The organism is Mycobacterium sp. NGS57, from assembly GCF_059812405.1.
In genome coordinates this window covers 78,252-103,605 of the sequence record NZ_JCALCP010000001.1, presented here as the reverse complement: position 1 = coordinate 103,605, position 25,354 = coordinate 78,252, and the positions used below count along the sequence as shown (strand labels likewise).

At 70.2% G+C, this 25,354-nt stretch carries 29 protein-coding genes and 1 pseudogene; 11 read left to right on the top strand and 19 right to left on the bottom strand.

Annotation, left to right across the window (positions count from 1 at the left end):
- The first annotated feature begins 17 nt into the window (after positions 1-17).
- Genes AC5Y43_RS00480 through AC5Y43_RS00450 form a run of 7 tightly spaced genes read left to right on the top strand, consistent with a single transcriptional unit; the run spans position 18 to position 4,972 of the window.
- Positions 18-563 carry a hemerythrin domain-containing protein gene (locus AC5Y43_RS00480; RefSeq protein WP_499968187.1) on the top strand — a complete coding sequence of 182 codons (546 nt, stop codon included), beginning with the start codon at positions 18-20 and terminating at the stop codon, positions 561-563.
- A 13-nt stretch (positions 564-576) separates the two neighbouring features.
- Positions 577-1,638 (top strand): NADH-quinone oxidoreductase subunit B family protein, encoded by a 1,062-nt coding sequence (locus tag AC5Y43_RS00475; RefSeq protein ID WP_499968185.1) that lies wholly within the window; start codon positions 577-579, stop codon positions 1,636-1,638.
- Positions 1,639-1,673: 35 nt separating this feature from the next.
- Positions 1,674-3,470 (top strand): nickel-dependent hydrogenase large subunit, encoded by a 1,797-nt coding sequence (locus tag AC5Y43_RS00470; protein WP_499968183.1) that lies wholly within the window; start codon positions 1,674-1,676, stop codon positions 3,468-3,470.
- The gene (locus tag AC5Y43_RS00465) at positions 3,467-4,015 is read left to right on the top strand and encodes a NifU-related iron-sulfur-binding protein (protein ID WP_499968181.1); all 549 of its coding nucleotides are present in this window, start codon (positions 3,467-3,469) and stop codon (positions 4,013-4,015) included. The genes AC5Y43_RS00470 and AC5Y43_RS00465 overlap by 4 nt, the downstream gene beginning before the upstream one ends.
- Positions 4,012-4,620, top strand: a complete 609-nt coding sequence (locus AC5Y43_RS00460) for a DUF5947 family protein (RefSeq protein ID WP_499968180.1) — start codon at positions 4,012-4,014, stop codon at positions 4,618-4,620. Before AC5Y43_RS00465 ends, AC5Y43_RS00460 begins: the two co-directional genes overlap by 4 nt.
- A complete protein-coding gene (locus AC5Y43_RS00455; protein ID WP_499968178.1) occupies positions 4,617-4,823 on the top strand; it encodes a hypothetical protein in 207 nt (68 codons plus the stop codon). Before AC5Y43_RS00460 ends, AC5Y43_RS00455 begins: the two co-directional genes overlap by 4 nt.
- A complete protein-coding gene (locus tag AC5Y43_RS00450) occupies positions 4,820-4,972 on the top strand; it encodes a hypothetical protein (protein ID WP_499968176.1) in 153 nt (50 codons plus the stop codon). The genes AC5Y43_RS00455 and AC5Y43_RS00450 overlap by 4 nt, the downstream gene beginning before the upstream one ends.
- Positions 4,973-4,978: 6 nt before the next feature.
- Here the strand turns inward: AC5Y43_RS00450 and AC5Y43_RS00445 are convergent, their stop codons facing one another.
- Positions 4,979-5,242 carry a DUF2795 domain-containing protein gene (locus AC5Y43_RS00445; protein WP_499968174.1) on the bottom strand — a complete coding sequence of 88 codons (264 nt, stop codon included), beginning with the start codon at positions 5,240-5,242 and terminating at the stop codon, positions 4,979-4,981.
- A gap of 37 nt (positions 5,243-5,279) precedes the next feature.
- Positions 5,280-5,918: a chemotaxis protein CheB gene (locus AC5Y43_RS00440; RefSeq protein ID WP_499968172.1), complete on the bottom strand. Its 639-nt coding sequence runs from the start codon at positions 5,916-5,918 to the stop codon at positions 5,280-5,282.
- Positions 5,919-5,985: 67 nt separating this feature from the next.
- On the opposite strand from AC5Y43_RS00440, the gene AC5Y43_RS00435 reads away from it, so the two are divergent.
- A complete protein-coding gene (locus AC5Y43_RS00435) occupies positions 5,986-6,696 on the top strand; it encodes a Crp/Fnr family transcriptional regulator (protein WP_499968170.1) in 711 nt (236 codons plus the stop codon).
- Positions 6,697-6,699: 3 nt separating this feature from the next.
- Here AC5Y43_RS00435 and AC5Y43_RS00430 read toward each other — a convergent pair whose 3' ends face one another.
- On the bottom strand, positions 6,700-7,113 hold the full coding sequence (locus AC5Y43_RS00430) for a ChaB family protein (protein ID WP_499968168.1): 414 nt from the start codon (positions 7,111-7,113) through the stop codon (positions 6,700-6,702).
- A gap of 3 nt (positions 7,114-7,116) precedes the next feature.
- Positions 7,117-7,647 (bottom strand): DUF1360 domain-containing protein, encoded by a 531-nt coding sequence (locus tag AC5Y43_RS00425; RefSeq protein ID WP_499968166.1) that lies wholly within the window; start codon positions 7,645-7,647, stop codon positions 7,117-7,119.
- A gap of 109 nt (positions 7,648-7,756) precedes the next feature.
- Here AC5Y43_RS00425 and AC5Y43_RS00420 point away from each other — a divergent pair, with 109 nt between their 5' ends.
- Positions 7,757-8,176, top strand: a complete 420-nt coding sequence (locus AC5Y43_RS00420; RefSeq protein ID WP_499968164.1) for a MarR family winged helix-turn-helix transcriptional regulator — start codon at positions 7,757-7,759, stop codon at positions 8,174-8,176.
- Between the two features lies 1 nt (position 8,177).
- Here the strand turns inward: AC5Y43_RS00420 and AC5Y43_RS00415 are convergent, their stop codons facing one another.
- The 3 genes from AC5Y43_RS00415 to rpsB are packed head-to-tail and all read right to left on the bottom strand — an operon-like array spanning position 8,178 to position 11,261.
- Positions 8,178-9,572, bottom strand: a complete 1,395-nt coding sequence (locus tag AC5Y43_RS00415) for an amidase (RefSeq protein ID WP_499968162.1) — start codon at positions 9,570-9,572, stop codon at positions 8,178-8,180.
- Positions 9,573-9,602: 30 nt separating this feature from the next.
- Positions 9,603-10,418, bottom strand: coding sequence for a translation elongation factor Ts (tsf, locus tag AC5Y43_RS00410; RefSeq protein ID WP_499968160.1), 816 nt, complete (start codon positions 10,416-10,418; stop codon positions 9,603-9,605).
- 3 nt (positions 10,419-10,421) lie between these two features.
- Positions 10,422-11,261 carry a 30S ribosomal protein S2 gene (gene rpsB / locus AC5Y43_RS00405; RefSeq protein WP_499968158.1) on the bottom strand — a complete coding sequence of 280 codons (840 nt, stop codon included), beginning with the start codon at positions 11,259-11,261 and terminating at the stop codon, positions 10,422-10,424.
- 233 nt (positions 11,262-11,494) lie between these two features.
- On the opposite strand from rpsB, the gene AC5Y43_RS00400 reads away from it, so the two are divergent.
- Complete coding sequence (locus AC5Y43_RS00400) at positions 11,495-11,986, top strand: M23 family metallopeptidase (RefSeq protein ID WP_499968156.1); 492 nt, start codon at positions 11,495-11,497, stop codon at positions 11,984-11,986.
- Between the two features lie 132 nt (positions 11,987-12,118).
- On the opposite strand, the gene AC5Y43_RS00395 is transcribed toward AC5Y43_RS00400, so the two are convergent.
- The 9 genes from AC5Y43_RS00395 to AC5Y43_RS00355 all read right to left on the bottom strand — a co-directional run bounded on the left by AC5Y43_RS00395 (position 12,119) and on the right by AC5Y43_RS00355 (position 22,429).
- Positions 12,119-13,021 carry a tyrosine recombinase XerC gene (locus tag AC5Y43_RS00395; RefSeq protein WP_499968154.1) on the bottom strand — a complete coding sequence of 301 codons (903 nt, stop codon included), beginning with the start codon at positions 13,019-13,021 and terminating at the stop codon, positions 12,119-12,121.
- Positions 13,022-13,054: 33 nt separating this feature from the next.
- On the bottom strand, positions 13,055-14,215 hold the full coding sequence (locus tag AC5Y43_RS00390) for an alpha-hydroxy-acid oxidizing protein (protein WP_499968152.1): 1,161 nt from the start codon (positions 14,213-14,215) through the stop codon (positions 13,055-13,057).
- Between the two features lie 23 nt (positions 14,216-14,238).
- The gene (locus AC5Y43_RS00385) at positions 14,239-15,078 is read right to left on the bottom strand and encodes a siderophore-interacting protein (protein ID WP_499968150.1); all 840 of its coding nucleotides are present in this window, start codon (positions 15,076-15,078) and stop codon (positions 14,239-14,241) included.
- Between the two features lie 42 nt (positions 15,079-15,120).
- Positions 15,121-16,272 (bottom strand): DNA-processing protein DprA, encoded by a 1,152-nt coding sequence (dprA, locus tag AC5Y43_RS00380; RefSeq protein ID WP_499968148.1) that lies wholly within the window; start codon positions 16,270-16,272, stop codon positions 15,121-15,123.
- Complete coding sequence (locus tag AC5Y43_RS00375; RefSeq protein WP_499968146.1) at positions 16,269-17,780, bottom strand: YifB family Mg chelatase-like AAA ATPase; 1,512 nt, start codon at positions 17,778-17,780, stop codon at positions 16,269-16,271. The genes dprA and AC5Y43_RS00375 overlap by 4 nt, the downstream gene beginning before the upstream one ends.
- Complete coding sequence (locus tag AC5Y43_RS00370) at positions 17,780-18,157, bottom strand: YraN family protein (protein ID WP_499968144.1); 378 nt, start codon at positions 18,155-18,157, stop codon at positions 17,780-17,782. Before AC5Y43_RS00370 ends, AC5Y43_RS00375 begins: the two co-directional genes overlap by 1 nt.
- A 107-nt stretch (positions 18,158-18,264) precedes the next feature.
- The gene (fdhD, locus tag AC5Y43_RS00365; protein ID WP_499968142.1) at positions 18,265-19,086 is read right to left on the bottom strand and encodes a formate dehydrogenase accessory sulfurtransferase FdhD; all 822 of its coding nucleotides are present in this window, start codon (positions 19,084-19,086) and stop codon (positions 18,265-18,267) included.
- Entirely contained in the window at positions 19,086-21,410 is a 2,325-nt protein-coding gene (locus AC5Y43_RS00360; RefSeq protein WP_499968140.1) for an FdhF/YdeP family oxidoreductase, read from the bottom strand. The genes fdhD and AC5Y43_RS00360 overlap by 1 nt, the downstream gene beginning before the upstream one ends.
- 38 nt (positions 21,411-21,448) lie before the next feature.
- The gene (locus AC5Y43_RS00355; protein ID WP_499968137.1) at positions 21,449-22,429 is read right to left on the bottom strand and encodes an NAD-dependent epimerase/dehydratase family protein; all 981 of its coding nucleotides are present in this window, start codon (positions 22,427-22,429) and stop codon (positions 21,449-21,451) included.
- A 229-nt stretch (positions 22,430-22,658) separates the two neighbouring features.
- Between AC5Y43_RS00355 and AC5Y43_RS00350 the strand changes: the two genes are divergently transcribed.
- Positions 22,659-23,390: a GAF and ANTAR domain-containing protein gene (locus AC5Y43_RS00350; protein WP_499969339.1), complete on the top strand. Its 732-nt coding sequence runs from the start codon at positions 22,659-22,661 to the stop codon at positions 23,388-23,390.
- A 3-nt stretch (positions 23,391-23,393) separates the two neighbouring features.
- On the opposite strand, the gene AC5Y43_RS00345 is transcribed toward AC5Y43_RS00350, so the two are convergent.
- From AC5Y43_RS00345 to lepB, 3 genes and pseudogenes are all read right to left on the bottom strand, one after another.
- A complete protein-coding gene (locus tag AC5Y43_RS00345; RefSeq protein WP_003875077.1) occupies positions 23,394-23,699 on the bottom strand; it encodes a DUF2469 domain-containing protein in 306 nt (101 codons plus the stop codon).
- Between the two features lie 27 nt (positions 23,700-23,726).
- Positions 23,727-24,474 (bottom strand): annotated as a pseudogene (locus AC5Y43_RS00340) (ribonuclease HII).
- 2 nt (positions 24,475-24,476) lie between these two features.
- Positions 24,477-25,349 carry a signal peptidase I gene (lepB, locus tag AC5Y43_RS00335; protein WP_499968135.1) on the bottom strand — a complete coding sequence of 291 codons (873 nt, stop codon included), beginning with the start codon at positions 25,347-25,349 and terminating at the stop codon, positions 24,477-24,479.
- Positions 25,350-25,354 lie beyond the last annotated feature (5 nt).

The window sequence follows — 25,354 nt, the reverse complement described above, 5'->3', positions numbered from 1 at the left end:
TCACGGCAGGAGGAAAGATGGACGCGCTGGAGCTGTTGAACCACGACCACCGCATGGTCGAGCAACTATTCCGCGACTACGAGACCGCGAAGACCGACGAACAGCGCCGCGGCGTGGTCGACATCCTCATCCGGGAACTGTCCAAACACGCCGCGCTGGAAGAGCTGATGGTCTACCCGCTGGCCAAACAGGCGCTGTCCGACGGCGACGAGGAAATCGACCACCACCTCGACGAGCACATGAGCGTCAAGAAGACGCTCATGGCGCTGGACGAGGCGGGCGCCAGCCGCGACGAAACTCAGGAGCTGATCGCCTCCCTGCAGAAGGACATCGAGGAACACGTCCAGGACGAGGAGGGCCAGCTGTGGCCCAAGCTGCGCGAGGCGGTCGACGAGGACGCGCTGGTGCAACTCGGCGAGGTCCTCGACCAAGCCAAACAGGTCGCCCCCACCCGGCCCCACCCCAACGCGCCGACCGAGCCGCCCGCGCTGGCGCTGGCCGCGCCCGTCGCCGCGCTCTACGACCGGCTCCGCGACCGGTTCCAGAAGCGACCCCAAACCTAGAAGGGACGGACCGATGACGCTGCCGAAGGAAGCCACCCAGCCCAAGCCGCACGGCTTCGACGAGGTCCACATCCTGTGGATATCCGAGGGCATGAGCTGCGACGGGGACACCGTCTCGATCACCGCGTCGGCGCAGCCACCGATCGAGGACGTGGTGACCGGTTTGATCCCGGGCCTGCCAAAAGTCAACCTGCACAACAAAGTCCTGTCCCCCACCCTGGGTGGCGAGGAGTTCCTCAAGCCGTTCCGGGCCGCCGCCCGCGGCGAGCTCGAGCCCTTCATCCTGGTGATCGAGGGCTCGATACCCAACCAGAACGTGCTCGAGGAGGGCTACTGGACGTCGTTCGGCAACGACCTGGAAACCGGTGAGCCGCTGACGCTGAACTGGTGGATCGACAACCTGGCACCCAAGGCGTGGGCCGTCGTCGCGATCGGGACCTGCGCCGCCTACGGCGGCATCCACGCCATGGCCGGCAACCCCACCGGGTCCATGGGCTTGTGCGACTACCTCGGCTGGGACTTCAAATCCACTGGCGCGCTTCCGATCGTCAACATCCCCGGGTGCCCGGTGCAGCCGGAGAACTTCATGGAGACGCTGACGTGGGTGCTCTACCACGCGGCCGGGTCGGCGCCGCCGCCGCCGCTGGACCACATGCTGCGGCCGCAGTGGATCTTCGGCAAGACGGTGCACGAGGGCTGCGACCGCGCCGGCTACTACGAGCAGGGCGACTTCGCCCACGACTACAACTCGCCGAAATGCCAAGTGCACATTGGCTGTTGGGGGCCGGTGGTCAACTGCAACGTGCCCAAGCGCGGCTGGATGTCCGGGGTCGGGGGTTGCCCGAACGTCGGCGGCATCTGCATCGGGTGCACCATGCCCGGCTTCCCGGACAAGTTCATGCCGTTCATGGACGCCCCGCCCGGCGGCAGCTTCTCGTCGATGGTCGTCAAGCCCTACGGCGCGCTGATCCGCCGGATGCGCGGCATCACCAACCTCGGCGCCAACCGCGAACCCAAGTGGCGGCACAACAAGGACGCGCTGACCACCGGGTACGACCCGCGCTGGCGTCCGTGAACACGACTTAGCCGAACCCAGAGGAGGAGACCAGCATGACCGTCACCGAGCCGGCACAAACGGGGGCCAAGGGATCGTCGCAAACCATCGAGATGGCCTGGGACCCGATCACCCGGATCATCGGCAATCTCGGCATCTACACCAAGATCAACTTCGGCACCAAGACCGTCGAGCAGTGTCACAGCACCTCGTCGCTGTTCCGAGGCTACTCGGTGTTCATGAAGGGCAAGGACCCCCGCGACGCCGGCTTCATCACCAGCCGCATCTGCGGCATCTGCGGGGACAACCACACCACGTGTTCGATCTACTGCCAGAACATGGCCTACGGCATCGACAATCCACCGCTGGCCGAAACGATCATCAACCTCGGCGAGGCCGCCGAATACCTGTTCGACCACACCATCTTTCAGGACAACCTGGTGTTCGTCGACTTCTGCGAGGCGATGGTCAAGGACACCAACCCCAGCGTCCTGGCGAAAGCCGAGCAGACCGAGGCCCGCAACGCGCAGATCCACGGCTACCGCACCATCGCCGACATCATGCGCGCGTTCAACCCCTTCGAGGGCGAGGTGTACAAGGAGGCGTTGCGGGTCAGCCGGACCACCCGCGAGATGTTCTGCATCATGGAGGGCCGCCACGTGCACCCGTCGACGCTGTATCCCGGCGGCGTCGGCACCATGCCGTCGCCCACCACGTTCACCGACTACCTGAGCCGGCTGATCGACATCCTCGACTTCGTCAAACAGGCCGTCGCGATGAACGACGACGTCTTCGACTTCTTCTACGAGGCGCTGCCCGGCTACGAGGAGGTGGGACGCCGGCGGGTGCTGCTCGGGTGTTGGGGCGCCTGGCAGGATGCGTTTTCGGTCGACTACCGCTACGAGCACATGTCCGAGTGGGGCCGCAAGATGTTCGTCACCCCGGGCGTGGTGGTCGACGGCCAGCTGGTCACCAACGACCTGGTGGACATCAACCTGGGGATCCGGATCCTTTTGGGCAGTTCGTATTACGAGGATTGGGTCAACGAGGAGCCGTTCGTCACGCACGATCCGCTGGGCAACCCGGTGGACATCCGACACCCCTGGAACCAGACGACCCTGCCCGACCCGCAGAAGCGCGATTTCAACGGCAAGTACAGCTGGGTGATGAGCCCCCGCTGGTTCGACAAGAACAGCGGCGAGCACCTGGCGCTGGACACCGGCGGCGGGCCGTTCGCGCGGCTGTATTCCACCGCGCTGTCCGGCCTGGTCAACACCCCCTACGTGCAGTCCACCGGGCACAGCGTGCGGATCTCGCTGCCGAGAAGCCGCAACCTGCCCGAGGCCACGCTGGAATGGAAGATCCCGCAGTGGTCCAACGCGATCGAGCGCGACCGCGCCCGGGCCTACTTCATCGCCTATTCCGCGGCGATGGCGTTCTTCTTCGCCGAGCGGGCGATGGAAATGGTGCGGGCCGGAGAAACCAAGATCTTCAACAACTTCGAGGTGCCGCACGACAAGGCGATCGGCTGCGGGTTCCACGAGGCGGTGCGCGGTGTGCTCTCCCACCACATGGTGATCGACAAGGGCGTGATCGCCAACTATCACCCGTACCCACCGACGCCGTGGAATGGCAGCCCGCGTGACTCGTTCGGCACGCCGGGTCCGTATGAGGACGCCGTGCAGGACATGCCGATCTTCGAGGAGAACGGCCCGGACGACTTCCGCGGCGTCGACATCATGCGCGCGGTGCGCAGCTTCGATCCGTGCCTGCCGTGCGGTGTGCACATGTACGTCGGCGGCGGGCGCACCATCAAGAAGACCCATTCGCCGACGCAGTACCTGGGATCATGACGCAACCCGACGAGCAGGTGCGCGGTGAACTGACCCGACTCGACGAGCTGCTCGGCAAACTCGAGGAGGTCCCGGGCCCGGCGGGAGCCCTTGCACGGGACGCCCTTTCGGCGCTGGCCAGGGTCTACGGCGAAGCGCTGGCGCGCGCCCTGGGGTACGCGGCCGCCACACCCCGGGCGCGCGCCGCCTTTCTGGGCGACGAACTGCTGGGACACCTGCTGGTGTTGCACGACCTGCACCCCGAGCCGGTCGCCGATCGCGTCGCGCGGGCCCTGCGCGGGATATCGGGGGCGGTCGAAGACCGCGGCGGCACAGTCGAGTTGGTGGGCATCGAGGACGGTGTCGCCACCGTGCGGCTGAGCAAGCGCGGATGCGGGTCGTCGATCGCCGGCCTCGACGAGGTCGTGCGCGAGGAGGTGCTGGCGCTGGCGCCGGAACTTTGCGGTGTCGAGGTGGTGTCGGGTGCCGCTGAGCGCCGCGCCGCGGAGGCCGCGTTCATCCCGCTGGACAGCCTGATGACCCGGCCACACGGGGTGCACGCATGACGCTGGATGCCTTGCGCCGCACCATTAACCGACCAGCGCAATCGGTGGGGCCGACCGAGCACTGCCAGCTGTGCGACGCCCCGATCGGCGACGGGCACCGGCACATGCTCGACGAGCACGACGGGAACGTGCTGTGCGTGTGCCGCGGGTGTCAGCTGCTTTTCCAGCGCGAGGCGGCCGGGCGCGGGCACTACCGGCTCATCCCGGATAGCCGGCGCCGGCTGGCGCCGTTCGACACCGCGGGCCTGGGCGTGCCGGTCGGCCTGGCGTTCTTCGTCCGCCAGCCGGACGGTACCGTCGTCGCGCACTACCCCAGCCCGGCGGGCGTCACCCAGTGGGAGGTGGACTCGGCCGCGTGGCAGGCGGTTGTCGAGGAACGCCCCGAGATCTTCGATCTCGCGACGGCCGTCGAGGCGGTGCTGGTCAACACCACGCGCGACGCCGCCGAGCACTGGATCGTGCCGGTCGACGACTGCTATCGCCTGGTGGCGGTGATCCGCCGCGAATGGCGCGGCCTGTCCGGCGGTAGCCGGGTATGGCCGGCGATCGACCGCTTCTTCGACGAGTTGAGCGAAACGCCGCACAACAGAAGGGAATTGGTATGAGCAAGATCCGAGTGGGTAAGTCGCGGGCCAAGCCCACGACGGGCTCGCACTCCTGGCGGGTCCAGCAGGGCAACCAGGGTCCGTACACCAGGAACGTCGGCCACAACAAGGACGGCACCGCCGACGCACGCCGCTCCACCGGGGTTCACCCAAAGAAGCACAACGCGCTGCTGCCCATCATGCCCAACCTGCCGCCCGGATGATCACCATGAACGCAACCGACGCAGTCCACATCTCCATTCCGATGACCGTCGTCTACGCGGTGCTCGGCGCGTTCGGCCTGGGCGTGCTGGCCTTCGCCTGGCGCGAGGCGCCGGCAGTCATTCGCTATATCAAAAGCGAAATGATCTGAACGCGTTCAGGATCCGCGGTTTTCGCCCAACTCGTCGACGATCGCGCTGCCCGAGGGGTTGTCGTCCGTTGTGTCGTCGGCAATGGTGACCGAGGCGGCGATCTGGGCGACGTTGTTGTAGGTCTCCGGGGGAATCGCGCGCAGCGCGTGGACGGTGTCGGCGTCGCAGCCGTTGCGGTCCGCGGCGTCGAGCAGGTCCTGCTTGTTCGCCGGAAAGTCAACGTCGGTGAGGCATTTGCGAAGCTGGCTTCGGGTGGTAGTGGTGACCATGGCCTTCGGGATGCCCAGGGCGGCGCCGGCTAAACCTTCAGGCGTTCAGGCGCGCCCACGGCGGCAACGGGACCGCCAGCAGCTCGGCTCCCCCCGGCGCGGTGGTCAGCGCCACGACCGCGGCCGCGAGGCGGTTCAGCGGCAGCACGAAATCGGCGCATCCGGTGGCGATCGCATGCGCCGGCATGCTGGACGCCTGAGCCGTCGAGGGATCCTGCACCAGCACGCGTCCGCCGTGGCGTTTGGCGGCGCGGCAGCCGTCGGCCCCGTCGGCCATCCGCCCGGTCATGATGACCGCGAGAGTCGGGACCTGCGCCGCGGAACTGGTCAGGATGGCGTTCCCGACAAAGACGTTCGATGTTTCTTGAGTCAACGACCAGGCCCCGTTCGGGTCGACCGTGGCCGTCATGCCGGCGGGCACGATCGTGACGCCTTGTTTGTCCGCCGGTTCCCCGGGCACAGCAAGCCGAACCGGCAGGCGGGTTCGGCGGGCCAAGATTTCGGCGAGCGCGTCACCGCTGTTGCGCAGGTGTCTGCGGTGCTGCGCGGCCACGATCGGCACCGGAAAACCCATCGGCAGGTCCGCGAGCACGGCGGTGAGCGCGTTCATGCCGCCAAGCGACGCCACGAAAACCACGCGCCCGAACGCGGCGCCGTTGCGTCGGGTCGCGAACATAAGACCCAGCGTAATCCTTGTGTCAGGTTGCCGACATAGCCGCGCGAATCGTGGGTAAGCCCACCAGGTGAGTGAAGATCCGTTCCGGCGCAACGCGATATTGGCGCAGCTACCCGAGGACGAATACGCGGGGCTGCGGCCCCACCTGCGGCTGGAGCACGCGGAGATGAAGCAGACCGCATACCAACCGCACGAGCCGATCACGCGGGTGTACTTTCCGCTCTCGGCGGTGTATTCCCTGGTGGCCACCACCGACGGGCAGCTCGGCGTCGAGGTGGCGACGATCGGCCACGAAGGCTTCGTCGGACTTCCGGTGTACCTCGGCGCGGCGACCAGTCCGCAGACGGCGTTTTGCCAGATCCCCGGCGATGCGGCCAGCCTCGATGCCGACGGGTTTCGCCGGTCCCTGAACCGCAATTTGGCGCTGCGTGCGCTCCTGAACCGATATACCCAGGCGACCATGGTGCAGATCGCGCAGAATGTCGTGTGCAACCGCACCCATCCCGCCGAAATGCGAATGGCGCGTTGGCTTTTGACGACGCACGACCGAGTCAGGAGCGACGAGTTCCCGCTGACCCAGGAGTTCCTCGCCCAGATGCTCGGGGTCCACCGGCCCACCGTTTCCGACACCGCCCAGCGAATCCAGGCGCAGGGATTGATCCGCTACAGCCGCGGCGTCATCACGATCACCGACCGGAACCGACTCGAAGAATTGGCATGCGACTGCTACGGCATCGTGCGGGCCGAGTTCGACGACATCACCAACTTCGAGCGCTGAGGGTCAGCGCCCGCGCCGCCGGCGGTTCTCCTTCATGATCGCCTCGACCAACTCCGGCTTGGTCATCGTCGACCGGCCGCGCACGTCGAGGCGGCGCGCCACCTCGAGCAGGTGCTTTTTGCTGGCGTTGGCGTCGACGCCCTCGGCCGATCGGCCGGTGTTGCGCAGCCCGCCGCGCTCGGCCCGCTCGTCGGACGGGCCCCGCTGCTCCTTGGGCTCCCAGTGGTCGCCGACCTTTTCGAAACTGTGCTTGACCGCGGCGTAGGCCACCCGGTGGGCGCGCTCCTCGCTGCCGTACTCTTCGGCCGCCGAGTCGTGCGCCTTGGCGAACGTGCGTTGGGCTTTGTCGTCAGAGCGCCGCAGGGTGCTGGGCAGCTCGCTCTGTTTCGCCTGGCCCTTTTTCGTCGTCTTGGGCATGATCTACGCCTCGGTCAGCTGCTGGGCCTTGGCGTAGGCCAGCTGCAGGAAGTCGGCGCCGGCCAGGGCGGTAAAGGTGCCCGCGGTCAGCCGGGTCAATCGCGGCGCAAAGATCAGCCCGATGACGAATACGGTGGCCACCCACATGTCGAGGCAGAAGGGACAGGTCAACAGCTCCCCCAGGCTGTGGCGCAGCGCGCTGCCGTGCCGGGTTTCCTCCATCACCTCGGCGGGGCCACCCGACCCCGCGTAGTGGGCGAACGGCGCCCGCAACGGGCTGGTCACGGCGTCCTTGGACAGCGTGCGCGACAGCTTGTGGGTGCCGACGGTGACGGTGAGGAGATCCTGGACGCCCCAGCGCTCGGGCAGCTTGCGGCCGGTGGCCGCCGCGATGACGGCGGTCAGGGTGACCAGCAGCCCGTAGACGGCCAGGACCACCGTGTAGCCCTCCAGCGGTCGGGCGTTGTCCCCGCGGTACGCGTCGGCCTCCCGCCGCGCGCGCTCGGCCACGTTGATCTCGGGTGCTTCGCCCATGGGCGCTCCTTCGGGTTCGGGTCCCTCTGGGTTACCCCGTTGAGCGGCCAAAAATCACGATCTTGGGCGAACGGCCCGCGGCGATCCGAGATATGTCAAGATCACTGACATGGGTCAGGCCGAAGACGCGCCGCTGGGTTACCTGCTCTACCGGGTGGGAGCCGTTCTGCGACCGGAGGTTTCCGCGGTGCTCGGCCCGCTGGACCTGACGCTGCCCGAATTCGTTTGCCTGCGCATCCTTTCGCACTATCCGGGCATGTCCAGCGCCGAATTGTCCCGGCACACGAATGTGACACCGCAGGCGATGAACACGGTGCTGCGTGGGCTGGAGAAGATCGGCGCGGTGGAACGCCCGGCGTCGGTGTCCTCCGGCCGCGCGCTGCCGGCCACGCTGACCGGCCAGGGCCGCGCGCTGCTCAAGCGCGCGGAGGCCGCAGTCCGGGTCGCCGACGCGCGGATCCTGAGCAAGCTGACCGACGCGCAGCAGCGCGAGTTCAAGCGCATGCTCGAAAAGCTCGGCTCCGATTGACTCAGCCGGTGTGGATCCGGGCCCACGGGCGGGCCGCTTCGAGCTCGTAGGCCAGTTCGAGCAGCAGCGCCTCGTGCCCGAGGTCGGCCGTCAGCATCATGCCCACCGGCATGCCGTCGGCGGATTGGGTCAGCGGCAGCGAGATCGCCGGCTCGCCCGTGACGTTCTGCAGCGGGGTGAACGCGACCCAGTCGATGAGTCGGTCCATCACCTGCCGGTAGTCGGTGGGCGCCAGGTAGCCGACCCGCGGCGTCTCGTCGGCCAGGGTCGGGGTGAGCACCGCGTCGTAGCTGCGGAACAGTCGCGCGGTGCGGCGCCGTAGCCGGCGCAGCCGCATGATCGCCAGCGGGATCCGGTGCAGGTTGCGGGCGGCGTGCCGATCCAGGCCGAGCGTCAGCGCGTCGAGCCTGGTGCGGTCGAAGGTGACGCCGAACAGCCGTCGCCCGGCACGCACCTGCGTCATCGCCAGAAAGCCCCAATACAGCACGAAATCGTCGACGAAGCTGGCCGGCACCGGCGGGTCGATGTGTTCGACGCGGTGACCGAGTTCCTCGAGCAGCGCCGCCGACTTCAGGGTCAGCTCGCGCACCTGGGGGCTGGACTCGCGCAGCACCGAGCGGGTCAGCACGGCGATCGTCAGCCGCCGCGTGCCGGGCCCGGTCACGTGGCCCACCGGCTTCAGCTTGGGGGTCGGCCACAGTCGCTCGGCCTCGGCGTAGAAGGCGGCGGTGTCGCGCACCGAGCGGGTCAGCACACCGTTGGCGACGATGCCCACGGGCATCCGGCGCAGCTCCGCATCCAGCGGCAGCCGGCCTCGCGACGGCTTGAGGCCGACGAGACCGTTGCAGGCGGCCGGGATGCGGATCGAGCCGCCGCCGTCGTTGGCGTGGGCGATGGGCACCACGCCGGCGGCGACGAACGCCCCGGAGCCCGAGGACGAGGCGCCCGCGGTGTAGTCGGTGTCCCACGGGTTGCGGACCGGGCCCAGCCGCGGGTGTTCGGCCGCCGCGCTGAACCCGAACTCCGACATTTGCGTCTTGCCCAGCGACGTCAGGCCCGTCCCCAGGAGCACGCGAGTGAAGTCCCCGTCGGCGGCGGCGTTTTTCGGCGTCCACGCGTCGGTGCCGCGCATCGTCGGCTGGCCGGCGACGTCGACGTTGTCCTTGACGAACGTCGGGACGCCGGAGAACACGCCCGCGGGCGGGACGGCTGTGCGGGCCTGCTCGAACCCGTTGTACGCCAGGCCGTTGAGGGCCGCGTTGACGGCCTCGGTGCGGGCGATGGCGGCCTCGACAACCTCGGCGCTGCTCACCGAGCCGGCCCTGATGGCATCGGCCAGGCCGACCGCGTCGAGGTCACCGAGGGCGTCGTCGCCGAAAGCGTGCACGTGTCGCATGACAGTGACGCTAGTCGGCGGCGGGGGCCGTTAGGTTTGGCCCACCTCGAAGCGGACGAAGCGGGTCACCGTGACGCCGGCCTCGTCGAGCAGGGCCTTGACGGTCTTCTTGTTGTCGGACACCGACGGCTGCTCGAGCAGCACCGCGTCCTTGAAGAAGCCGTTCAGCCTGCCCTCGACGATCTTGGGCAGCGCCTGCTCCGGCTTGCCCTCGGCCTTGGCGGTCTCCTCGGCGATGCGCCGTTCGCTGGCCACCACGTCCTCGGGCACGTCGTCGCGGGACAGGTAGCGCGCCTTGAGCGCGGCGATCTGTAGGGCGACGGCGTGGGCGGCGTCTCCGTTCGAGCCGGTGTACTCGACCAGCACACCCACGGCCGGCGGCAGGTCGGCCGCGCGCTTGTGCAGGTAGGTCTCGACGGTGCCGCCGAAGTTCGCGACGCGGCGCAGCTCCAGCTTCTCGCCGATCTTGGCCGACAGCTCGGCGATCGCCTGCTCGACGGTCTTGTCACCGAGGCTGGCGGCTTTGAGTTCGTCGACGTCGGCGGCCTTCGACGAGACGGCCGCCTCGACGATCTGGTCGGCCAGCTGCTGGAACTCGGCGTTCTTGGCGACGAAGTCGGTCTCGCTGTTGAGCTCGATGAGCGCCCCGCCCTTGGCGGCGACCAGGCCCTCGGCCGTGGCCCGCTCGGCGCGCTTGCCGACGTCCTTGGCGCCCTTGATCCGCAGCGCCTCAACGGCCTTGTCGAAGTCGCCGTCGGTTTCGGCCAGCGCGTTCTTGCAGTCGAGCATGCCGGCGCCGGTGAGTTCCCGGAGCCGCTTGACGTCGGCAGCGGTGAAATTCGCCAATGCTCAGCCTTCCGTAGGTGTGGTGGATTCGGTTGCGGCGGGGGCCGCGTCGGCCGTGGCGGTGGCCGAAGCCAGCAGCTCCTGCTCCCATTCGGCCAGCGGCTCGGCGGCCAGCGAGTCCGAGGCCTCGGGCTTGCCGTCGCCGCGGCCCAGCCCGGCGCGGGCCTGCAGGCCCTCGGCGACCGCGGAGGCGATCACCTTGGTCAGCAGCGCGGCCGAGCGGATCGCGTCGTCGTTGCCCGGGATCGGGTAGTCGACCTCGTCGGGGTCGCAGTTGGTGTCCAGGATCGCGATGACGGGGATGCCCAGCTTGCGGGCCTCGCCGACGGCGATGTGCTCCTTGTTGGTGTCGACGACCCAGACCGCCGACGGCACCTTGTTCATGTCGCGGATACCGCCGAGGCTGCGCTCGAGCTTGTTCTTCTCGCGGGTCAGGCCCAGGATCTCTTTCTTGGTGCGACCCTCGAAGCCGCCGGTCTGCTCCATGGCCTCGAGTTCCTTGAGGCGCTGCAGCCGCTTGTGCACGGTGGAGAAGTTGGTCAGCATGCCGCCCAGCCAGCGCTGGTTGACGTACGGCATGCCGACGCGGGTCGCCTCGGCGGCGACGGACTCCTGCGCCTGCTTCTTGGTGCCGACGAACAGCACCGTGCCGCCGTGGGCGACGGTCTCCTTGACGAACTCGTACGCCTTGTCGATGAACGTCAGGGTCTGCTGTAGGTCGATGATGTAGATGCCGTTGCGGTCGGTGAAGATGAACCGCTTCATCTTGGGATTCCAGCGTCGGGTCTGGTGCCCGAAGTGGGTGCCGCTGTCAAGCAGCTGCTTCATGGTTACGACAGCCATTGGCCGCTATTCCTTTGTTGTCGGTTGTTGCCCGGCATCGGGTGAGGCCGGGCCCTGGTGTCTGTCGAGATGCCCAACCCTGTGTCAGGGACCGCTCGGCATCTTCTTTGGTGCAGACACGCGAAGTCAGCCCGCTTACACGGACCGCGGGATGAAGTTTACACCGATTCGCGGGGTGCTCTGTCCACAGCGCTGAGTGGCCTGACCAGCGGCACTGCGCTGACACTGTGCGGGTGCGGTGGGTGGCGTTGATGCTGGCTGTGATGCTGGCCGGAGCGGGGTCGGCGGGCGCGGACGACGGGCGGCTGGACTGGCCGCTGCGCCCGCCCCCGGCCGTCGCCCGGGGATTCGACGCCCCCGCGCCCGACTGGAACCCCGGCCACCGGGGCGTGGACTTGCCGGGTGCACCCGGTCAGCCCGTGTACGCGGCCGGCGCGGCGACCGTGGTGTTCGCCGGGACGCTGGCCGGACGCCCGGTGGTGTCGCTGGCGCATGCCGGCGGGCTGCGGACCAGCTACGAGCCGGTCCGCGCGCGGGTGCGGGCCGGCCAGGCCGTGAACGCTTCGGCGGTTCTCGGCGAGCTGGTGGCCGGGCATCCGGGGTGTGCGGCATCGGCGTGTCTGCACTGGGGCGCGATGTGGGGCCCGGCGTCGGGCGCCCGCTACGTCGACCCGTTGGACCTGCTGAAGTCCACGCCGATCCGGCTCAAACCGCTGGGTGGGTAGGGCGCTTCACGCGTGCTCAAGCGGGTTGGTCCAGCGGACGCCGGGAAACCGCAGGAAATCGGTGTCCGCAGAGGCGATTTCGACACAGTCGCGAGTAGCGCCGTCGGTAGTTACAGTCTCGCGGCAAAGAACTCAGGCCCGCGGGTGGGCCCGGTCGTGCACCGCGCGCAGCCGGGAGACCGCGACGTGGGTGTAGAGCTGGGTGGTCGCCAAGCTGGAATGGCCGAGCAGCTCCTGGACGACGCGCAGGTCGGCCCCGCCCTCGAGCAGGTGCGTTGCCGCGCTGTGGCGCAGCCCGTGCGGGCCCATGTCGGGCGCGCCGTCCACGGCCGCGACGGTCTGATGCACGACGGTGCGGGCCTGGCGGACGTCGAGCCGGCGGCCACGCGCGCCCAGCAGCAGCGCCGGCCCGGACTCCGCGGTGACCAGCGCGGGGCGCCCGTCGGCCAGCCAGGCCGCCAGCGCGTCGGCGGCGGGCGCCCCGAACGGCGCGCTGCGCTGCTTGTCGCCCTTGCCGAGCACCCGCACCAGCCGGTGGCGGGTGTCCACGTCGTCGAGGTCCAGGCCGCACAGCTCGCTCACCCGGATGCCGGTGGCATACAGCAGCTCGACGATCAGCCGGTCCCGCAGAGCCAGCGGATCACCTTGTTGCGCACCGGATTCCGCGGCCGCCATGGCTTGCAGTGCCTGATCCTGACGCAGTACCGACGGCAGGGTGCGGTGCGCCTTGGGCACCTGCAGACGCGCGGCCGGATCGGCCGCGAGCAGGCCGCGCCGCTCCGCCCACGCGGTAAACGCCTTGACCGCCGAAGTGCGGCGGGCCAGCGTCGTGCGGGCCGCCCCGGCGCCGGCGCCAGCGGCCAGCCACGCCCGCAGGATCGGCAGGCTCAGCGCGTCCAGGCTCTGTCCGTTTGTCGGCCCGTCGAGGAACGCCAGCAGCGACCGCACGTCGCCCAGGTACGCCCGGCGGGTGTGCGCCGAACGGCCGCACTGCAGGTCCAGGTACTCGTCGAACTCGTCGAGGATCGCCTCCACGCCGTCAACGTTCGCAGGCGCGGGGCGCCGCGCTCAGGTGACGCGCCGCAGCGTGTCCGGGGTGAGATCTTTGCGCGTCGGATAGCCGTCGACGGCCATGATCAGGTCGGCCTCGGCCAGCATCGACCGCAGGACGTGCACGATGCCGTCGACGCCGCCCAGGGCCAGGCCGTAGGCGTAGGGGCGCCCGATGCCCACCGCGGTGGCTCCCAGTGCCAGTGCCTTGATGACGTCGGCGCCGCTGCGCACGCCCGAGTCGAAGAGCACGGGCAGTCCGTCGGCGGCCTCCACCACCCCGGGCAGGCAGTCGATCGCCGGCAGGCCGCCGTTGGCCTGGCGCCCGCCGTGGTTGGAGCAGTAGATGCCGTCGACGCCGCCGTCTTTGGCGCGCCGGGCGTCGTCGGGATGGCAGATCCCCTTGACGAGCAGCGGCAGGTCGGTCAGCGAGCGCAGCCACGGCAGGTCCTCCCAGGTGAGGGGATTGCCGAACAGCTGCGCCCAGCGCAGTACGACGCCGCGCGGATCGGCTTCGGGCGGCTGTTGCAGGCCGGCGCAAAACACCGGGTCGCTGGTGTAATTGCTCAGGCAATGTCCGCGCAGCTGCGGGAAGTTGGCCGTGCTCAGGTCGCGCGGGCGCCAGCCGGGCACCCAGGTGTCGAGGGTGACGACGATCCCGCGGTAACCGGCGGCCTCCGCACGTTGCACGAGGCTGGCCGCCAGTTCGCGGTCTTTGGGGGTGTACAGCTGGAAAAAGCCTGGGGTGTCGCCGAATTCGGCGGCGACGTCTTCCAGCGGGTCGGCGGTCAGCGTCGACACCACCATCGGCACGCCGGTGGCCGCGGCCGCGCGGGCGGTGGCCAGGTCGCCGTGGCCGTCCTGGGCGCAGATGCCGATGACCCCGATGGGCGCCATGAAGATCGGCGACGGCAGGCTCATGCCGAAGAGCTCCACCGACAGCTCGCGCCGGTCGGCGCCGACGAACATCCGCGGCATCAGGCCCCAGCGCTCGAAGGCCTCGCAGTTGGCCCGTTGCGTGCGCTCGTCGCCGGCGCCGCCGGCGACGTACGACCAGACCGACGCCGACATCGCGGCCCGCGCCTTGGCTTCCAATTCGGCGTAGGCCACCGGCAGCGACGGCACCGTTCCGGCCAGGCCCTGCAGGTAAATCTCGAATTGGTAGTCGCCGAACGCCATGCGACGAGCATGCCAGCCCGCGGTCAGGCGGTGGCTTCCGCCTCGGCCAGTTCCTTCTTCCATTGCCGGAAGGTTTCCTCGGTGCGGCCCCGCCGCCAGTAACCCGAGATCGACGACGCCCACTTCGCGTCCACCCCGCGCTCCTTGCGGATGTAGGGCCGCAGGTTGTGCATGACGGTTTGCGCCTCGCCGTGGATGAACACCTGCACCTGCCCCGGCAGCCACCGGGCGGTGGTGACCGCCTCGATCAGCGGCGCGAAGTCCCCGGCGCGGTCCTCGGGCACCAGGTCGGCGCGGCCGCCGCGGTAGACCCAGCTCACGTCGACGGATTCCGGTGCGCTCAGCGGGATCTCGTCCTCCTGGCCGGCGACTTCGATGAACGCCTGGCCGACCGCGTCGGGGGGCAGGGCTTCCAGCGCCGCGGCGATGGCCGGCAGCGCGGACTCGTCGCCGGCCAGCAGGTGCCAATCGGCGGCCGGGTCGGGGGTGTAGGCCCCGCCGGGGCCCATCAGATAGATCGGCTGGCCGGGCTGGGCCGACGCCGCCCACGCGCCCGCGACGCCGTGCACGACGACGTCCAGGGTGATCTCGTGGGCGTCGGGGTCGACGCGGCGGACCGTCAGCGTGCGAACGGAGGGCTTCTTCTCCCGCGGCAGCTCGGCGAAGCTGTCCAGGGTCAGCGGGTGCGGCAGCCCGGACACGTCGACGTCGCCGGGCAAAAAAACCAGCTTCACGTAGGAGTCGGTGAACTTGCTCGGCACGAATTTGTCGAAATGTGCGCTGCCGAGCACGACCCGGACCATGTGCCGGGTGAGCTGTTCGGTGCGGGCAACTTCGAAGCTTTGCAGAGGTCGACCTGCCACTAGTCCTGCTGCCTCCTCGTATTCGTGCCCGACCTCCGTCGACTATACGAGCCGCGTTGTCGAAGGCCGGGTCCGCGCGGCGCGCACGATTCGCCACCGCCCGTCCTCGCGCCGCGCCAGCCCCGCGACCTCGAGGATCGCCAGCGGCCCCAGCACCCGCTCGGGCGGCAGGCCCGCCGCGACGGCGATCTCCTCGACCGCGGCGGCCCCGCGCCCGGGCAGTGCCTCGTACACCCGCCGCTCGGCGTCGCCGAGCCCGTCGAGCGCCGTGACGGGGTGGGGCTCCTCGGGCGCCAGCTCGCCGATGCGGCCGACCAGCTCGACCACGTCGTCGGCCCGGGTGACCAGCTCGGCGCCGTTGCGCAGCAGCGCGTGGCATCCCGCCGACGCCGACGACGTCACCGGCCCGGGCACCGCGGCCACCACGCGGCCCAGCGCCCGCGCCCAGCCGGCGGTGTTCGCCGCGCCGCTGCGCAGGCCCGCCTCCACCACCACCGCCGCGCCCGCGACGGCGGCGACCAGGCGGTTGCGGGTCAAAAACCGGTACCGGGCCGGGCGGACACCAGGCGGGTACTCGGTGAACACCAGCCCGCTCTGACCGATGCGATGCAGCAGCGCGGAATGCCCCGCCGGATAAGGGATGTCGATCCCGCCGGCCAGCACGGCCACCGTGATTCCCTCGCAGTCCAGCGTCGCGCGGTGCGCCGCGCCGTCGATGCCGTAGGCGCCGCCGGAGACCACCGCGACGTCGCGCTCGGCCAGACCGGTGGCCAGGTCGGCGGCCACGTGCTCGCCGTACATCGTCGACGCGCGGGTGCCGACGAGGGCGGCCGCGCGCCGGGCCACCTCGTCGAGGCGCTCGGGACCCACCGCCCACAGCACCATCGGCGGCCCGCCGCCGGCCTTGGGCCCGGCGGCGCCGAACGCGGCGAATGCGAGCAGCGGCCACTCGTCGCCGTCGGGGGTGATCAACCGGCCGCCGCGGGTGGCGAGCAGTTCCAGATCGGCCGCGGCCCGGTCTATTTCGCGGCGGGCCTCGGTGTGCCGGGCCACCGCGTCGTCGACCGCCCCGCGCCGGACCCGCTCGGCTGCCTCCTGCGGCCCCACCTGGCGCACCAGCGCGGCGAGTTCCGCGCAGGGCGGCTCGGCCACCCGGGACAGGTAGGCCCACGCGCGCGACACCGGATCGTTCATCGCTGCGCCCCGGGTTGCCGGAAGCTGAGCGCGGTGGCGACCTCCCCGAGTCCGGGCGCGGTGCGGCCGGCCAGGTCGGCCAGGCTCCACGCGACGCGCAGGGTGCGATCCAGGCCGCGGATGCTGAGCAGCCCGCCGTCCAGCGCCCGCTTGAGCGGTTCCATCGCGTCGTTGCCAGGGCGGAACTTGCGCCGCAGCAGCGTGCCGCTGACTTCGGCGTTGGTGCGAAATCCGTAGGGCCGCCAGCGCTCTGCGGCGGCGTCGCGCGCCGCCGCGACCCGTTGGCGGACCTGCGCGGTCGATTCGCCGCCGGTGATCGCGATCGCCCCGGCCCGCACCGCGTTCATCTGCACGCGCAGGTCGACCCGGTCCATCAGGGGCCCGGACAGCTTGCCCAGGTAGCGGCGTTTGGCCGCGGCCGCGCACACGCAGTCCCGCGGATCGGCCGGCGCGCACGGGCACGGGTTGGCGGCGAGCACCAGCTGGAAGCGGGCCGGGTAGCATGCCACCCCGTCGCGGCGGGCGAGGCGAATCTCGCCGTCCTCCAACGGTGTTCGCAGGGCTTCCAGCGCGCTGACGCTGATCTCGGCGCATTCGTCGAGGAACAGCACACCGCGATGCGCGCGGCTGACCGCGCCCGGGCGGGCCATCCCCGAACCCCCGCCGACGAGCGCGGCGACGGTGGAACTGTGGTGCGGCGCCACGAACGGCGGCGCGGTGATCAGCGGGGTGTCCGACGACAGCAGCCCGGCCACCGAGTGGATCGCGGTGACCTCGAGGGACTCGCCGTCGGCCAGCGGGGGCAGCAGCCCCGGAAGGCGTTGGGCCAGCATCGTTTTGCCCACGCCCGGCGGCCCGGTCAGCATGAGGTGGTGCGCGCCCGCGGCGGCCACTTCCACGGCGAACCGCGCTTGTGACTGTCCCACCACGTCGGCCAGGTCGGCGGACGGCTCCGGGGCCGGCGTCCCCGCGTTGATCCGGTGGTCCAGCCCGCCGGAGCCGCCCAGCCAGCGCTGCAGTTGTCGCAGGGTGCGCACGCCGAAGACGTCGATCCCGTCGACGAGGCTGGCCTCGGCCAGGTTGTCCACGGGGACGACGACGGCCGGCCAGCCGTCGCGTTTGGCGGCCAGCACGGCGGGCAGCACCCCGCGCACGGCCCGGACCCGCCCGTCCAGGGACAGCTCCCCCAGCAGCACCGTCTTCTCCAGGCGTTCCCAGGGGTGCTTGCGCTGCGCCGACAACACGGCCGCGGCCAGCGCGATGTCGTAGACCGATCCCATCTTCGGCAGCGTCGCCGGCGACAGCGCCAGCGTGAGCCGGGCCTGGGGCCAGTCGTTGCCGCAGTTGGTGACCGCCGCGCGGACGCGGTCGCGCGACTCCTGCAGGGCGGCGTCGGGCAGGCCCACCAGGTGCACGCCGGGCAGCCCGGAGGTGATGTCGGCCTCGATCTCGACGATCGCGCCGTCCAGCCCCCGCACCGCGACCGAGAACGCCCGTCCCAGCGCCATCAGCCGATCCCCCGCAGGTGGGTGAGTTCCGGGGTGCGCCGGCGCCCGACCCGCACGCCGATCATGTCGATGCGCAGCGCCGCCCAGCGCCGGTCCTGGCCGGCCAGCCACAGCCCGGCCAGCCGGCGCAGCCGCGCGAGCTTGCGTGGCGTGACCGCGTGCGCCAGCCCGCCGTAGCCGTCCCCGGTGCGGGTCTTGACCTCCACGAACACCACGGTGCGGGAGGCGTCGTCGACGGCGATCACGTCCAGCTCGCCGTAGCGGCAGCGCCAGTTGCGGGCCACGATCCGCAGCCCCATCCGCATCAGGTGATCAACGGCGAGCGCCTCACCCATCGCGCCCAGCTGGATGCGGGTCATCGCCTGTTCGGTCGTCATGGCGGTCAACCTGCCGTGCCCGGCCGACAGGGCCGTGCCTCCGAAACGCCGAATGGCGCCGGGAGCGACCGGTTATCCCCAGTCGGGGATCCATCCCCAGGCGTGGCTTAGGTGACCCGGTCGGCCCGGGTGTAGACGTTCATCGAGTCCTCCCGCAGGAACGCCACCAGCGTCACCCCGGCGTCCTCGGCGAGCGAGACCGCCAGCGACGACGGCGCCGACACCGCGGCCAGCACGGGAATCCCCGCCATCACCGCCTTCTGCGTCAACTCGAACGAGGCCCGCCCGCTGACCAGCAGCACGCAACCCGCCAGCGGCAGCGGCCGGTGCTCCAGCGCCCACCCCACGACCTTGTCGACCGCGTTGTGCCGGCCGATGTCCTCGCGCACGACCAACGCGGTGCCGTCCACCCCGAACAGCGCCGCCGCGTGCAGCCCACCGGTGGTGTCGAAAACCTTTTGCGCGGCGCGCAATTGGCCGGGCATCGCCTGCAACGCGGCCGCGGTGATCAGCATAGGGTCCGAGCCGGGCGAGAAGCGGCCGTGCAGCCGCACCGCGTCCAGCGACGCCTTGCCGCAGACCCCGCAGGACGACGTGGTGTAGAAGTTGCGGGTGACGTCGAGATCGGGCGGGGCGACCCCGGGCGCCAGGGTCACGTCCAGCACGTTGTAGGTGTTGGCCCCGTCCTCGCCGCGCCCGCCGCAGTAGCGGATGCTCGCAACGTCGTCGCGGCCAAAGATCACACCTTCGGTGAGCAGGAACCCTTGCGCGAGTTCGAAATCCGATCCGGGCGTGCGCATGGTCACCGTGACCGGCGCACCGTTGACGCGGATCTCCAGCGGCTCCTCGACGGCCAGGGTTTCCGGTCGCGTGACGGCCCGCTCGGCGGTGAGATGGTGTGCGCTGCGGCGCGCGGTGACGCGTCGCACTAAGCCGCCGGCTCCAGCCGGATCGTGATCGCCTTCGACACCGGGGTGTTCGATTTGTCCGCGGTGTGATCCAACGCAACCAGCGCATTGGTCTCGGGATAGTAGGCCGCGGCGTTGCCGACCGGCGTCGAATAGGCCACCACCAGAAAGTCTTTCGCGCGGCGCTCCTGCAGCCGGCCCTCGGCGTCGCCGAACTCCGACACCAGATCGACGCGCTGGCCCGCGGTCAGGCCCAGCTCCTCGATGTCGGCCGGGTTGACGAACACCACCCGCCGGCCGCCCTTGACCCCGCGATAGCGGTCGTCGAGCCCGTAGATGGTGGTGTTGTACTGGTCGTGGCTGCGCAGCGTCTGCAGCACCAGCCGGCCCGGCGGCACCGGCACCCACCGCAGCGGGTTGACCGCGAAGTTGGCTTTGCCTGTGCTGGTGTGGAATTCGCGGGCGTCGCGCGGCGGGTGCGGCAGCTGGAAGCCGTCGGGTGCGCGCACCCTGCGGTTGTAGTCATCACAGCCGGGGACCACCGCGGCGATCGCGTCGCGGATGGTGTCGTAGTCGGCGGCGAAGCGCTCCCACGGCACCGGGTGCGCCGCGCCCAGCAGCGTGCGCGCCAGCTGGCAGACGATCCCCACCTCGCTGCGCACCAGGTCGCCGGGCGGGTGCAGGCTGCCGCGCGACAGGTGCACCATCGACATCGAATCCTCCACCGACACCACCTGTTTGCGACCGCCCCGGATGTCGCGGTCGGTGCGGCCGAGCGTCGGCAGGATCAGGGCCGTTGCCCCGTGCACCAGGTGGCTGCGGTTGAGCTTGGTCGAAATCTGCACGGTCAGCGCGCAATTGCGCAGCGCGGCCTCGGTGACCGCGGTGTCGGGGGTGGCCGACGCGAAGTTGCCCCCCATGCCCACGAAGACGCGGGCCCGCCCGTCGCGCATCGCGCGGATCGCGTCCACCGTGTCGTAGCCGTGCTTGCGCGGGCTGGTGATGCCGAACTCGCGGTCCAGGGCGGCCAGGAACTCCTCGGGCATCTGCTCCCAGATGCCCATGGTGCGGTCGCCCTGCACGTTGGAGTGCCCGCGCACCGGGCACACGCCGGCGCCCGGCTTGCCGATCATGCCGCGCAGCAACAGCACGTTGGTGATCTCGCCGATGGTGTCCACGGCGTGGGTGTGCTGGGTCAGGCCCATCGCCCAGCACACGACGGTGCGGTGCGACGCCCTCAGCATGCCGGCGACGCGCTCGAGCTGGCCCCGCTCGACGCCGGTGGCGGCGAACACCGTGTCGAGGTCGACGCCGAGCGTGCGGCGCCGGTAGTCGTCGAAGCCGGCGCAGTGCGCGTCGACGAACGCCCGGTCGACGACGGTGCCCGGGGCGCGGTCGTCGGCCTCGAGCAGCAACCGGCCCAGCCCGGCGAACAGCGCCATGTCGCCGCCCAGGCGAATCTGCACGAACTCGTCGGCCATCGAAACGCCGTGGCCGACAACCCCGTGTACCTTCTGCGGGTCCTTGAACCGGATCAACCCGGCCTCGGGCAGCGGGTTCACCGCAATGATTTTGGCGCCGTTGGCTTTTGCCTTCTCCAGCACCGAGAGCATCCGCGGGTGGTTGGTGCCGGGGTTCTGCCCGGCGATGACGATCAGGTCGGCCCGCTCGACGTCGTCGACGGTGACCGATCCCTTTCCGATGCCGATCGACTCGGTCAGCGCCGACCCCGACGACTCGTGGCACATGTTCGAGCAGTCGGGCAGGTTGTTGGTGCCGAAGCTGCGGACCAGCAGCTGGTAGCAGAACGCGGCCTCGTTGCTGGTGCGGCCCGACGTGTAGAACACCGCCTCGTCGGGGCTGGCCAGGGCGCCCAGGTGCTCGGCGATCACCCGGTAGGCGTCGTCCCAGCCGAGCGGCCGGTAGTGGTCGTCCCCAGGGCGCAACACCATCGGCTGGGTGAGCCGGCCCTGCTGCGACAGCCAGTACTCCGGCTTGGCCGACAGCTCGGCCACCGAGTGCCGCGCGAAGAACTCCGGCGTGACGGTGCGCTTGGTGGCCTCCTCGGCGACGGCCTTGGCGCCGTTCTCGCAGAACTCGGCCAGCTTGCGGCCGCCGTGCTCCTCCGGCCACGCGCAACCGGGGCAGTCGAAGCCGTGGCGCTGGTTGAGCCGGGCTAGCACCGCGGCGGTGCGCACCGCGCCCATCTGCTCGAACCCCCGCTGCAGCGAGACCAGCACCGCCCGCACGCCGGCCGCCTCGTGCTTGCGGGGCGCGACGCTCACCGCGTGTTCGTCGTAGTCGGCGGGGATATCGGCAATGCCGCCGCGGCGGTGCAATCTCACAGGATCAAATTACCGCCTGGCGGCCACCCGGCGCGGCGTCAGACCGCCCCTGCCAGCGCCGCGAGGGTGTCCTCCGAGGAGTGCACCGGCCGCCAGCCGAGTTCGATCCTCGCCTTGGTGGTGTCCATCACCACCGACGTCCGCGCGCTGTGCAGCCATTCGAGCATGGACGGGACGAACGGCACGCGCGAAATCGCCGCCGACGCCGCCGTGGCCGCCGCGGCGGGGACCCGCACCGGCCGGCCGCCCAGCGCCTTGGCCACCTCGGACACCGTCACCACGCCGTCGCCGGCGATGTTGTAGGCGCCCGGCGGGGCCGGGGCCGTCGCCGCCAGCGCGATGGCCTCGGCGACGTCGTCGTGGTGGACCAGCTGCAGCGGAAAGCCCGGATCGGGCACCACCGGCTTGAGCATCGGCACCACCCTGGCCAGCGCCCGCACCGGCCCGGGCAGCTGCTTCCACGGCATCGCGTCGGCCAGCGCGGTCGCCCGGGGCCCGGCGACGATGCAGGGCCGCAGCACGAACACCTCGAGCGACGAGCCCCTGGTGACGTCGGCGAGCAGCGCCTCGCAGGAGGCCTTCTGCGCGGAGTAGTAGTGCTCGGCGGACCCGCGCGCCGGCACGTCCTCGGTGAGCGGGACCGGGTTGTCGGAGTGGTAGCCGTAGGCCGCCACCGACGACGTGTAGACCAGGCGCCGCGGGCGTTCGGCGGCGACGGTCGCCTCGAACACGTTGCGGGTGCCCTGCAGGTTGATGCGTTCGCTCTCTTCGCGCGAGCCCAGGATGATGAACGCCAGGTGGATCACCACGTCGGCCTGCGCCACCAGGGCGTCGACGGCCTCGCGGTCCAAAATGTCGCCCTGCTGGTAGCCGGTCTTGACCCAACCGCTGGCCGACGGGTCGAACGGCCGCCGGGCCATGCCGACGATCTTGTCCACCGTGGGCTCGCGCTCCAGCGCCGTCACCGCCGAGATCCCGATCTCGCCGGTCGGTCCGGTCACCGCCACGGTAAGCCCCATTCCACCTCTCCTTCCCCTCCCCGCCGGGCTGAAACCACCGGTGACAAAAGTCGCGAGTCGATATTCTCGACGGCGGGGCCGAGCAGCCGACGGCCCCGTAAGACGGATTGCGTGCGCGGCCCGTTGCGGCGGTCGATAATCTACGGCGATTGCGCGCGGGTCAAACACCGACAACGCGGGAACGAGGCAGGACGTGGCAGACGAACCGGATGCGGGCGCGGACGGCGCCATGCCGGGGGGCGAGAAGGCCGACCCGGCGACCGTCTTCGCCGCGCTCGCCGAGATCATCTATCGCGGTTCGGACGTCACCGAGATGTACGCGGCCATCTGTGTGGCCGCCACCCTGGCCATCCGCGGCTGTGACCATGCCAGCCTGTTGGTGCGGGAGAACGACCGCTATGTCACCGTCGGCGCGAGCGACGGGATCGCCCACCACATCGACGAGCTGGAGCGGCGCGCCGGGGACGGCCCCTGCATCGACGCGATCGAGGAGGAAACCCCCCAGATCGACCCGGATCTGACGTCGCCGTCGCTGTGGCCCAAGCTGGCCGCCGTGCTGGTCGAGGAGACGCCGGTGCGCGGGGCGATGGGCTTTCGGCTGCTGGTCGACAAGCGCAAGGGGGCCGCGCTCAACCTGTTCAGCGACACCCCCAACATGTTCAACGCCGAGTCGGCGGGGCGCGCGGCGGTGCTGGCGGCGTTCGCCAGCGTGGCCATCAACGCGGTCGCCAAGGGCGAGGACGCCGCCACCCTGCGCAAGGGGCTGCTGTCCAACCGCGAGATCGGCAAGGCCGTCGGCATGCTGATGTTGCTGCACGACATGTCCGAGGACCAGGCGTTCGACCTGTTGCGGCGCCACTCCCAGGCCCTGAACATCAAGCTGGCCGAGGTGGCCCGTGCCATCATCGACAATCGCGGTCAGCTGCCGTCCGACGCCGAAAGTCCGCCCACCGCGCAGTAACCGCTACTCCGGCAGCCGCAGCTCGGGCTTCTCGACCTCTTCGATGTTGACGTCCTTGAACGTCACCACCCGCACCTGCTTGACGAACCGGGCCGGGCGATACATGTCCCACACCCACGCGTCGGACAGCCGCAGCTCGAAGTACACCTCACCGTCGGCGTTGCGCGGCGTCATCTCCACGCTGTTGGCCAGGTAGAAGCGTCGCTCGGTTTCCACGACGTAGCTGAACTGACCGACGATGTCCTTGTATTCGCGGTACAGCGAGAGCTCCATCTCGGTTTCGTACTTTTCGAGATCTTCTGCACTCATCTGCTCAGACGTCCTTCTCCACGACCATTACCGTGGCCATCTTTCCTCACCGGCATCCCTGTCGCTCGGCCGGAGTGTCCGGTTTGCACTCAGCCACCAGCCGAGTGCCCGACCCGTCTGACCCTATGGCCACGCGCCGGACGTTGATGAATGAATAGCGATGCTCGGCGCACGGGCCCAGCCGGGTCAGCGCCGTCGAATGCGCGGGCGTGGCGTAGCCCTTGTGCTCGGCGAAGCCGTAGCCGGGGTGCTCGGCGTCCATGGCGACCATCAGCCGGTCGCGACTGACTTTGGCCAGCACGCTGGCCGCGGCGATGCAGGCGGCCACCGCGTCGCCGCCGATCACCGGTAGCGACGGCATCGGCAGGCCGGGCACGCGGAAGCCGTCGCTGAGCACGTAGCCGGGGCGAACGACCAGCCCGGCCACCGCCCGCCGCATGCCCTCGATGTTGGCCACGTGCACCCCGCGGCGGTCGACCTCGGTCGACGGGATGAACACCACGTGGTAGGCCAGGGCGTAGCGGCGGATCAACGGGAACAGCTTTTCCCGCGCCTTCTCGGTCAGCTTCTTCGAGTCATCAAGTACGGCAAGGCTTTCCAGCCGTCCCGGCCCGAGCACGCAGGCCGCCACGACGAGCGGGCCCGCGCACGCGCCGCGGCCCACCTCGTCGACGCCTGCGACCGGCCCCAGGCCGCTGCGGTACAGCGCGGACTCGAGGGTGCGCAATCCCCCGGACTTGCGGATCACCGTCCGCGGCGGCCACGTGGTGGCCACGGCTACCGGCTCTGCTGGGGATTCACCGATCCGACACCGCCCCAGCGCGACGGCGGCCACACGATGAATCGGGCCTTGCCGATGACATTGGACACCGGCACCGTCCCGGAGTTCGGGTCGCCGGTGCACAACACGCCCTTGAGCGCGTCGGCGGGGACGCTTGTGCAGTGGGCGCGCGAGTCCGCCGAGTGCGTCCGGTTGTCGCCCATCACCCACAGCCGTCCCGCCGGCACGGCGACCGGGCCGAACTCGCTGCCCAGGCAGGGGTACTTCGCCGGGTCGGCCATCATGGTGCCCGGATCCAGGTAGGGCTCCTTGAGCGGTTTGCCGTCGACGGTCAGCCCGGTTTCGGCGCGGCACGCAACCGTCTGTCCGCCGACCGCGATGACCCGCTTGACGAGGTCGTTCTCGTCGGGCGGCACGAAGCCGATGAACGACAGCCCGTCCTGCACCGCCCGCAGCGCGGTGTTGTTCGAACGGATCGACTTGTACCCGGCGTTCCACGACGGAGGTCCCTTGAACACGACCACGTCACCGGGGTGGGGGTGGCCGAACCGGTAGGTCAGCTTGTCGACCATGATCCGGTCGCCGACGCAGCCCGTGCAGCCGTGCAGCGTGGGCTCCATGGATTCCGACGGAATCAAATACGGCCGCGCGATGAACGTCAGCATGACGTAATAGAGCACCACCGCGATCACCGCGAGCAGCGCGAGCTCGCGCAGCGTGGACTTCTTCTTGGGCTCCGGTTCCGGGCGCTCGGCCGGCTCCGGGGACTGACCACCCTCGGCTGGGGTATCGGGATCGCGGGTCGAGACCTTCGGCTCTGTCTGACCGGCGTCGGACTGGGGCTCGGGTGAGTCCGGGGTATCCGTCACGAGAT

What these genes read in the sequence shown, in the direction of transcription:
- AC5Y43_RS00480 (WP_499968187.1), top strand. Translation starts at nt 18, where the DNA reads ATGGACGCGCTGGAGCTGTTGAACCACGACCACCGCATGGTCGAGCAA.
- AC5Y43_RS00475 (WP_499968185.1), top strand. Translation starts at nt 577, where the DNA reads ATGACGCTGCCGAAGGAAGCCACCCAGCCCAAGCCGCACGGCTTCGAC.
- AC5Y43_RS00470 (WP_499968183.1), top strand. Translation starts at nt 1,674, where the DNA reads ATGACCGTCACCGAGCCGGCACAAACGGGGGCCAAGGGATCGTCGCAA.
- AC5Y43_RS00465 (WP_499968181.1), top strand. Translation starts at nt 3,467, where the DNA reads ATGACGCAACCCGACGAGCAGGTGCGCGGTGAACTGACCCGACTCGAC.
- AC5Y43_RS00460 (WP_499968180.1), top strand. Translation starts at nt 4,012, where the DNA reads ATGACGCTGGATGCCTTGCGCCGCACCATTAACCGACCAGCGCAATCG.
- AC5Y43_RS00455 (WP_499968178.1), top strand. Translation starts at nt 4,617, where the DNA reads ATGAGCAAGATCCGAGTGGGTAAGTCGCGGGCCAAGCCCACGACGGGC.
- AC5Y43_RS00450 (WP_499968176.1), top strand. Translation starts at nt 4,820, where the DNA reads ATGATCACCATGAACGCAACCGACGCAGTCCACATCTCCATTCCGATG.
- AC5Y43_RS00445 (WP_499968174.1), bottom strand. Translation starts at nt 5,242, where the DNA reads ATGGTCACCACTACCACCCGAAGCCAGCTTCGCAAATGCCTCACCGAC.
- AC5Y43_RS00440 (WP_499968172.1), bottom strand. Translation starts at nt 5,918, where the DNA reads ATGTTCGCGACCCGACGCAACGGCGCCGCGTTCGGGCGCGTGGTTTTC.
- AC5Y43_RS00430 (WP_499968168.1), bottom strand. Translation starts at nt 7,113, where the DNA reads ATGCCCAAGACGACGAAAAAGGGCCAGGCGAAACAGAGCGAGCTGCCC.
- AC5Y43_RS00425 (WP_499968166.1), bottom strand. Translation starts at nt 7,647, where the DNA reads ATGGGCGAAGCACCCGAGATCAACGTGGCCGAGCGCGCGCGGCGGGAG.
- AC5Y43_RS00420 (WP_499968164.1), top strand. Translation starts at nt 7,757, where the DNA reads ATGGGTCAGGCCGAAGACGCGCCGCTGGGTTACCTGCTCTACCGGGTG.
- AC5Y43_RS00415 (WP_499968162.1), bottom strand. Translation starts at nt 9,572, where the DNA reads ATGCGACACGTGCACGCTTTCGGCGACGACGCCCTCGGTGACCTCGAC.
- rpsB (WP_499968158.1), bottom strand. Translation starts at nt 11,261, where the DNA reads ATGGCTGTCGTAACCATGAAGCAGCTGCTTGACAGCGGCACCCACTTC.
- AC5Y43_RS00390 (WP_499968152.1), bottom strand. Translation starts at nt 14,215, where the DNA reads ATGGCGTTCGGCGACTACCAATTCGAGATTTACCTGCAGGGCCTGGCC.
- dprA (WP_499968148.1), bottom strand. Translation starts at nt 16,272, where the DNA reads ATGAACGATCCGGTGTCGCGCGCGTGGGCCTACCTGTCCCGGGTGGCC.
- AC5Y43_RS00375 (WP_499968146.1), bottom strand. Translation starts at nt 17,780, where the DNA reads ATGGCGCTGGGACGGGCGTTCTCGGTCGCGGTGCGGGGGCTGGACGGC.
- AC5Y43_RS00370 (WP_499968144.1), bottom strand. Translation starts at nt 18,157, where the DNA reads ATGACGACCGAACAGGCGATGACCCGCATCCAGCTGGGCGCGATGGGT.
- AC5Y43_RS00355 (WP_499968137.1), bottom strand. Translation starts at nt 22,429, where the DNA reads ATGGGGCTTACCGTGGCGGTGACCGGACCGACCGGCGAGATCGGGATC.
- AC5Y43_RS00350 (WP_499969339.1), top strand. Translation starts at nt 22,659, where the DNA reads ATGCCGGGGGGCGAGAAGGCCGACCCGGCGACCGTCTTCGCCGCGCTC.
- AC5Y43_RS00345 (WP_003875077.1), bottom strand. Translation starts at nt 23,699, where the DNA reads ATGAGTGCAGAAGATCTCGAAAAGTACGAAACCGAGATGGAGCTCTCG.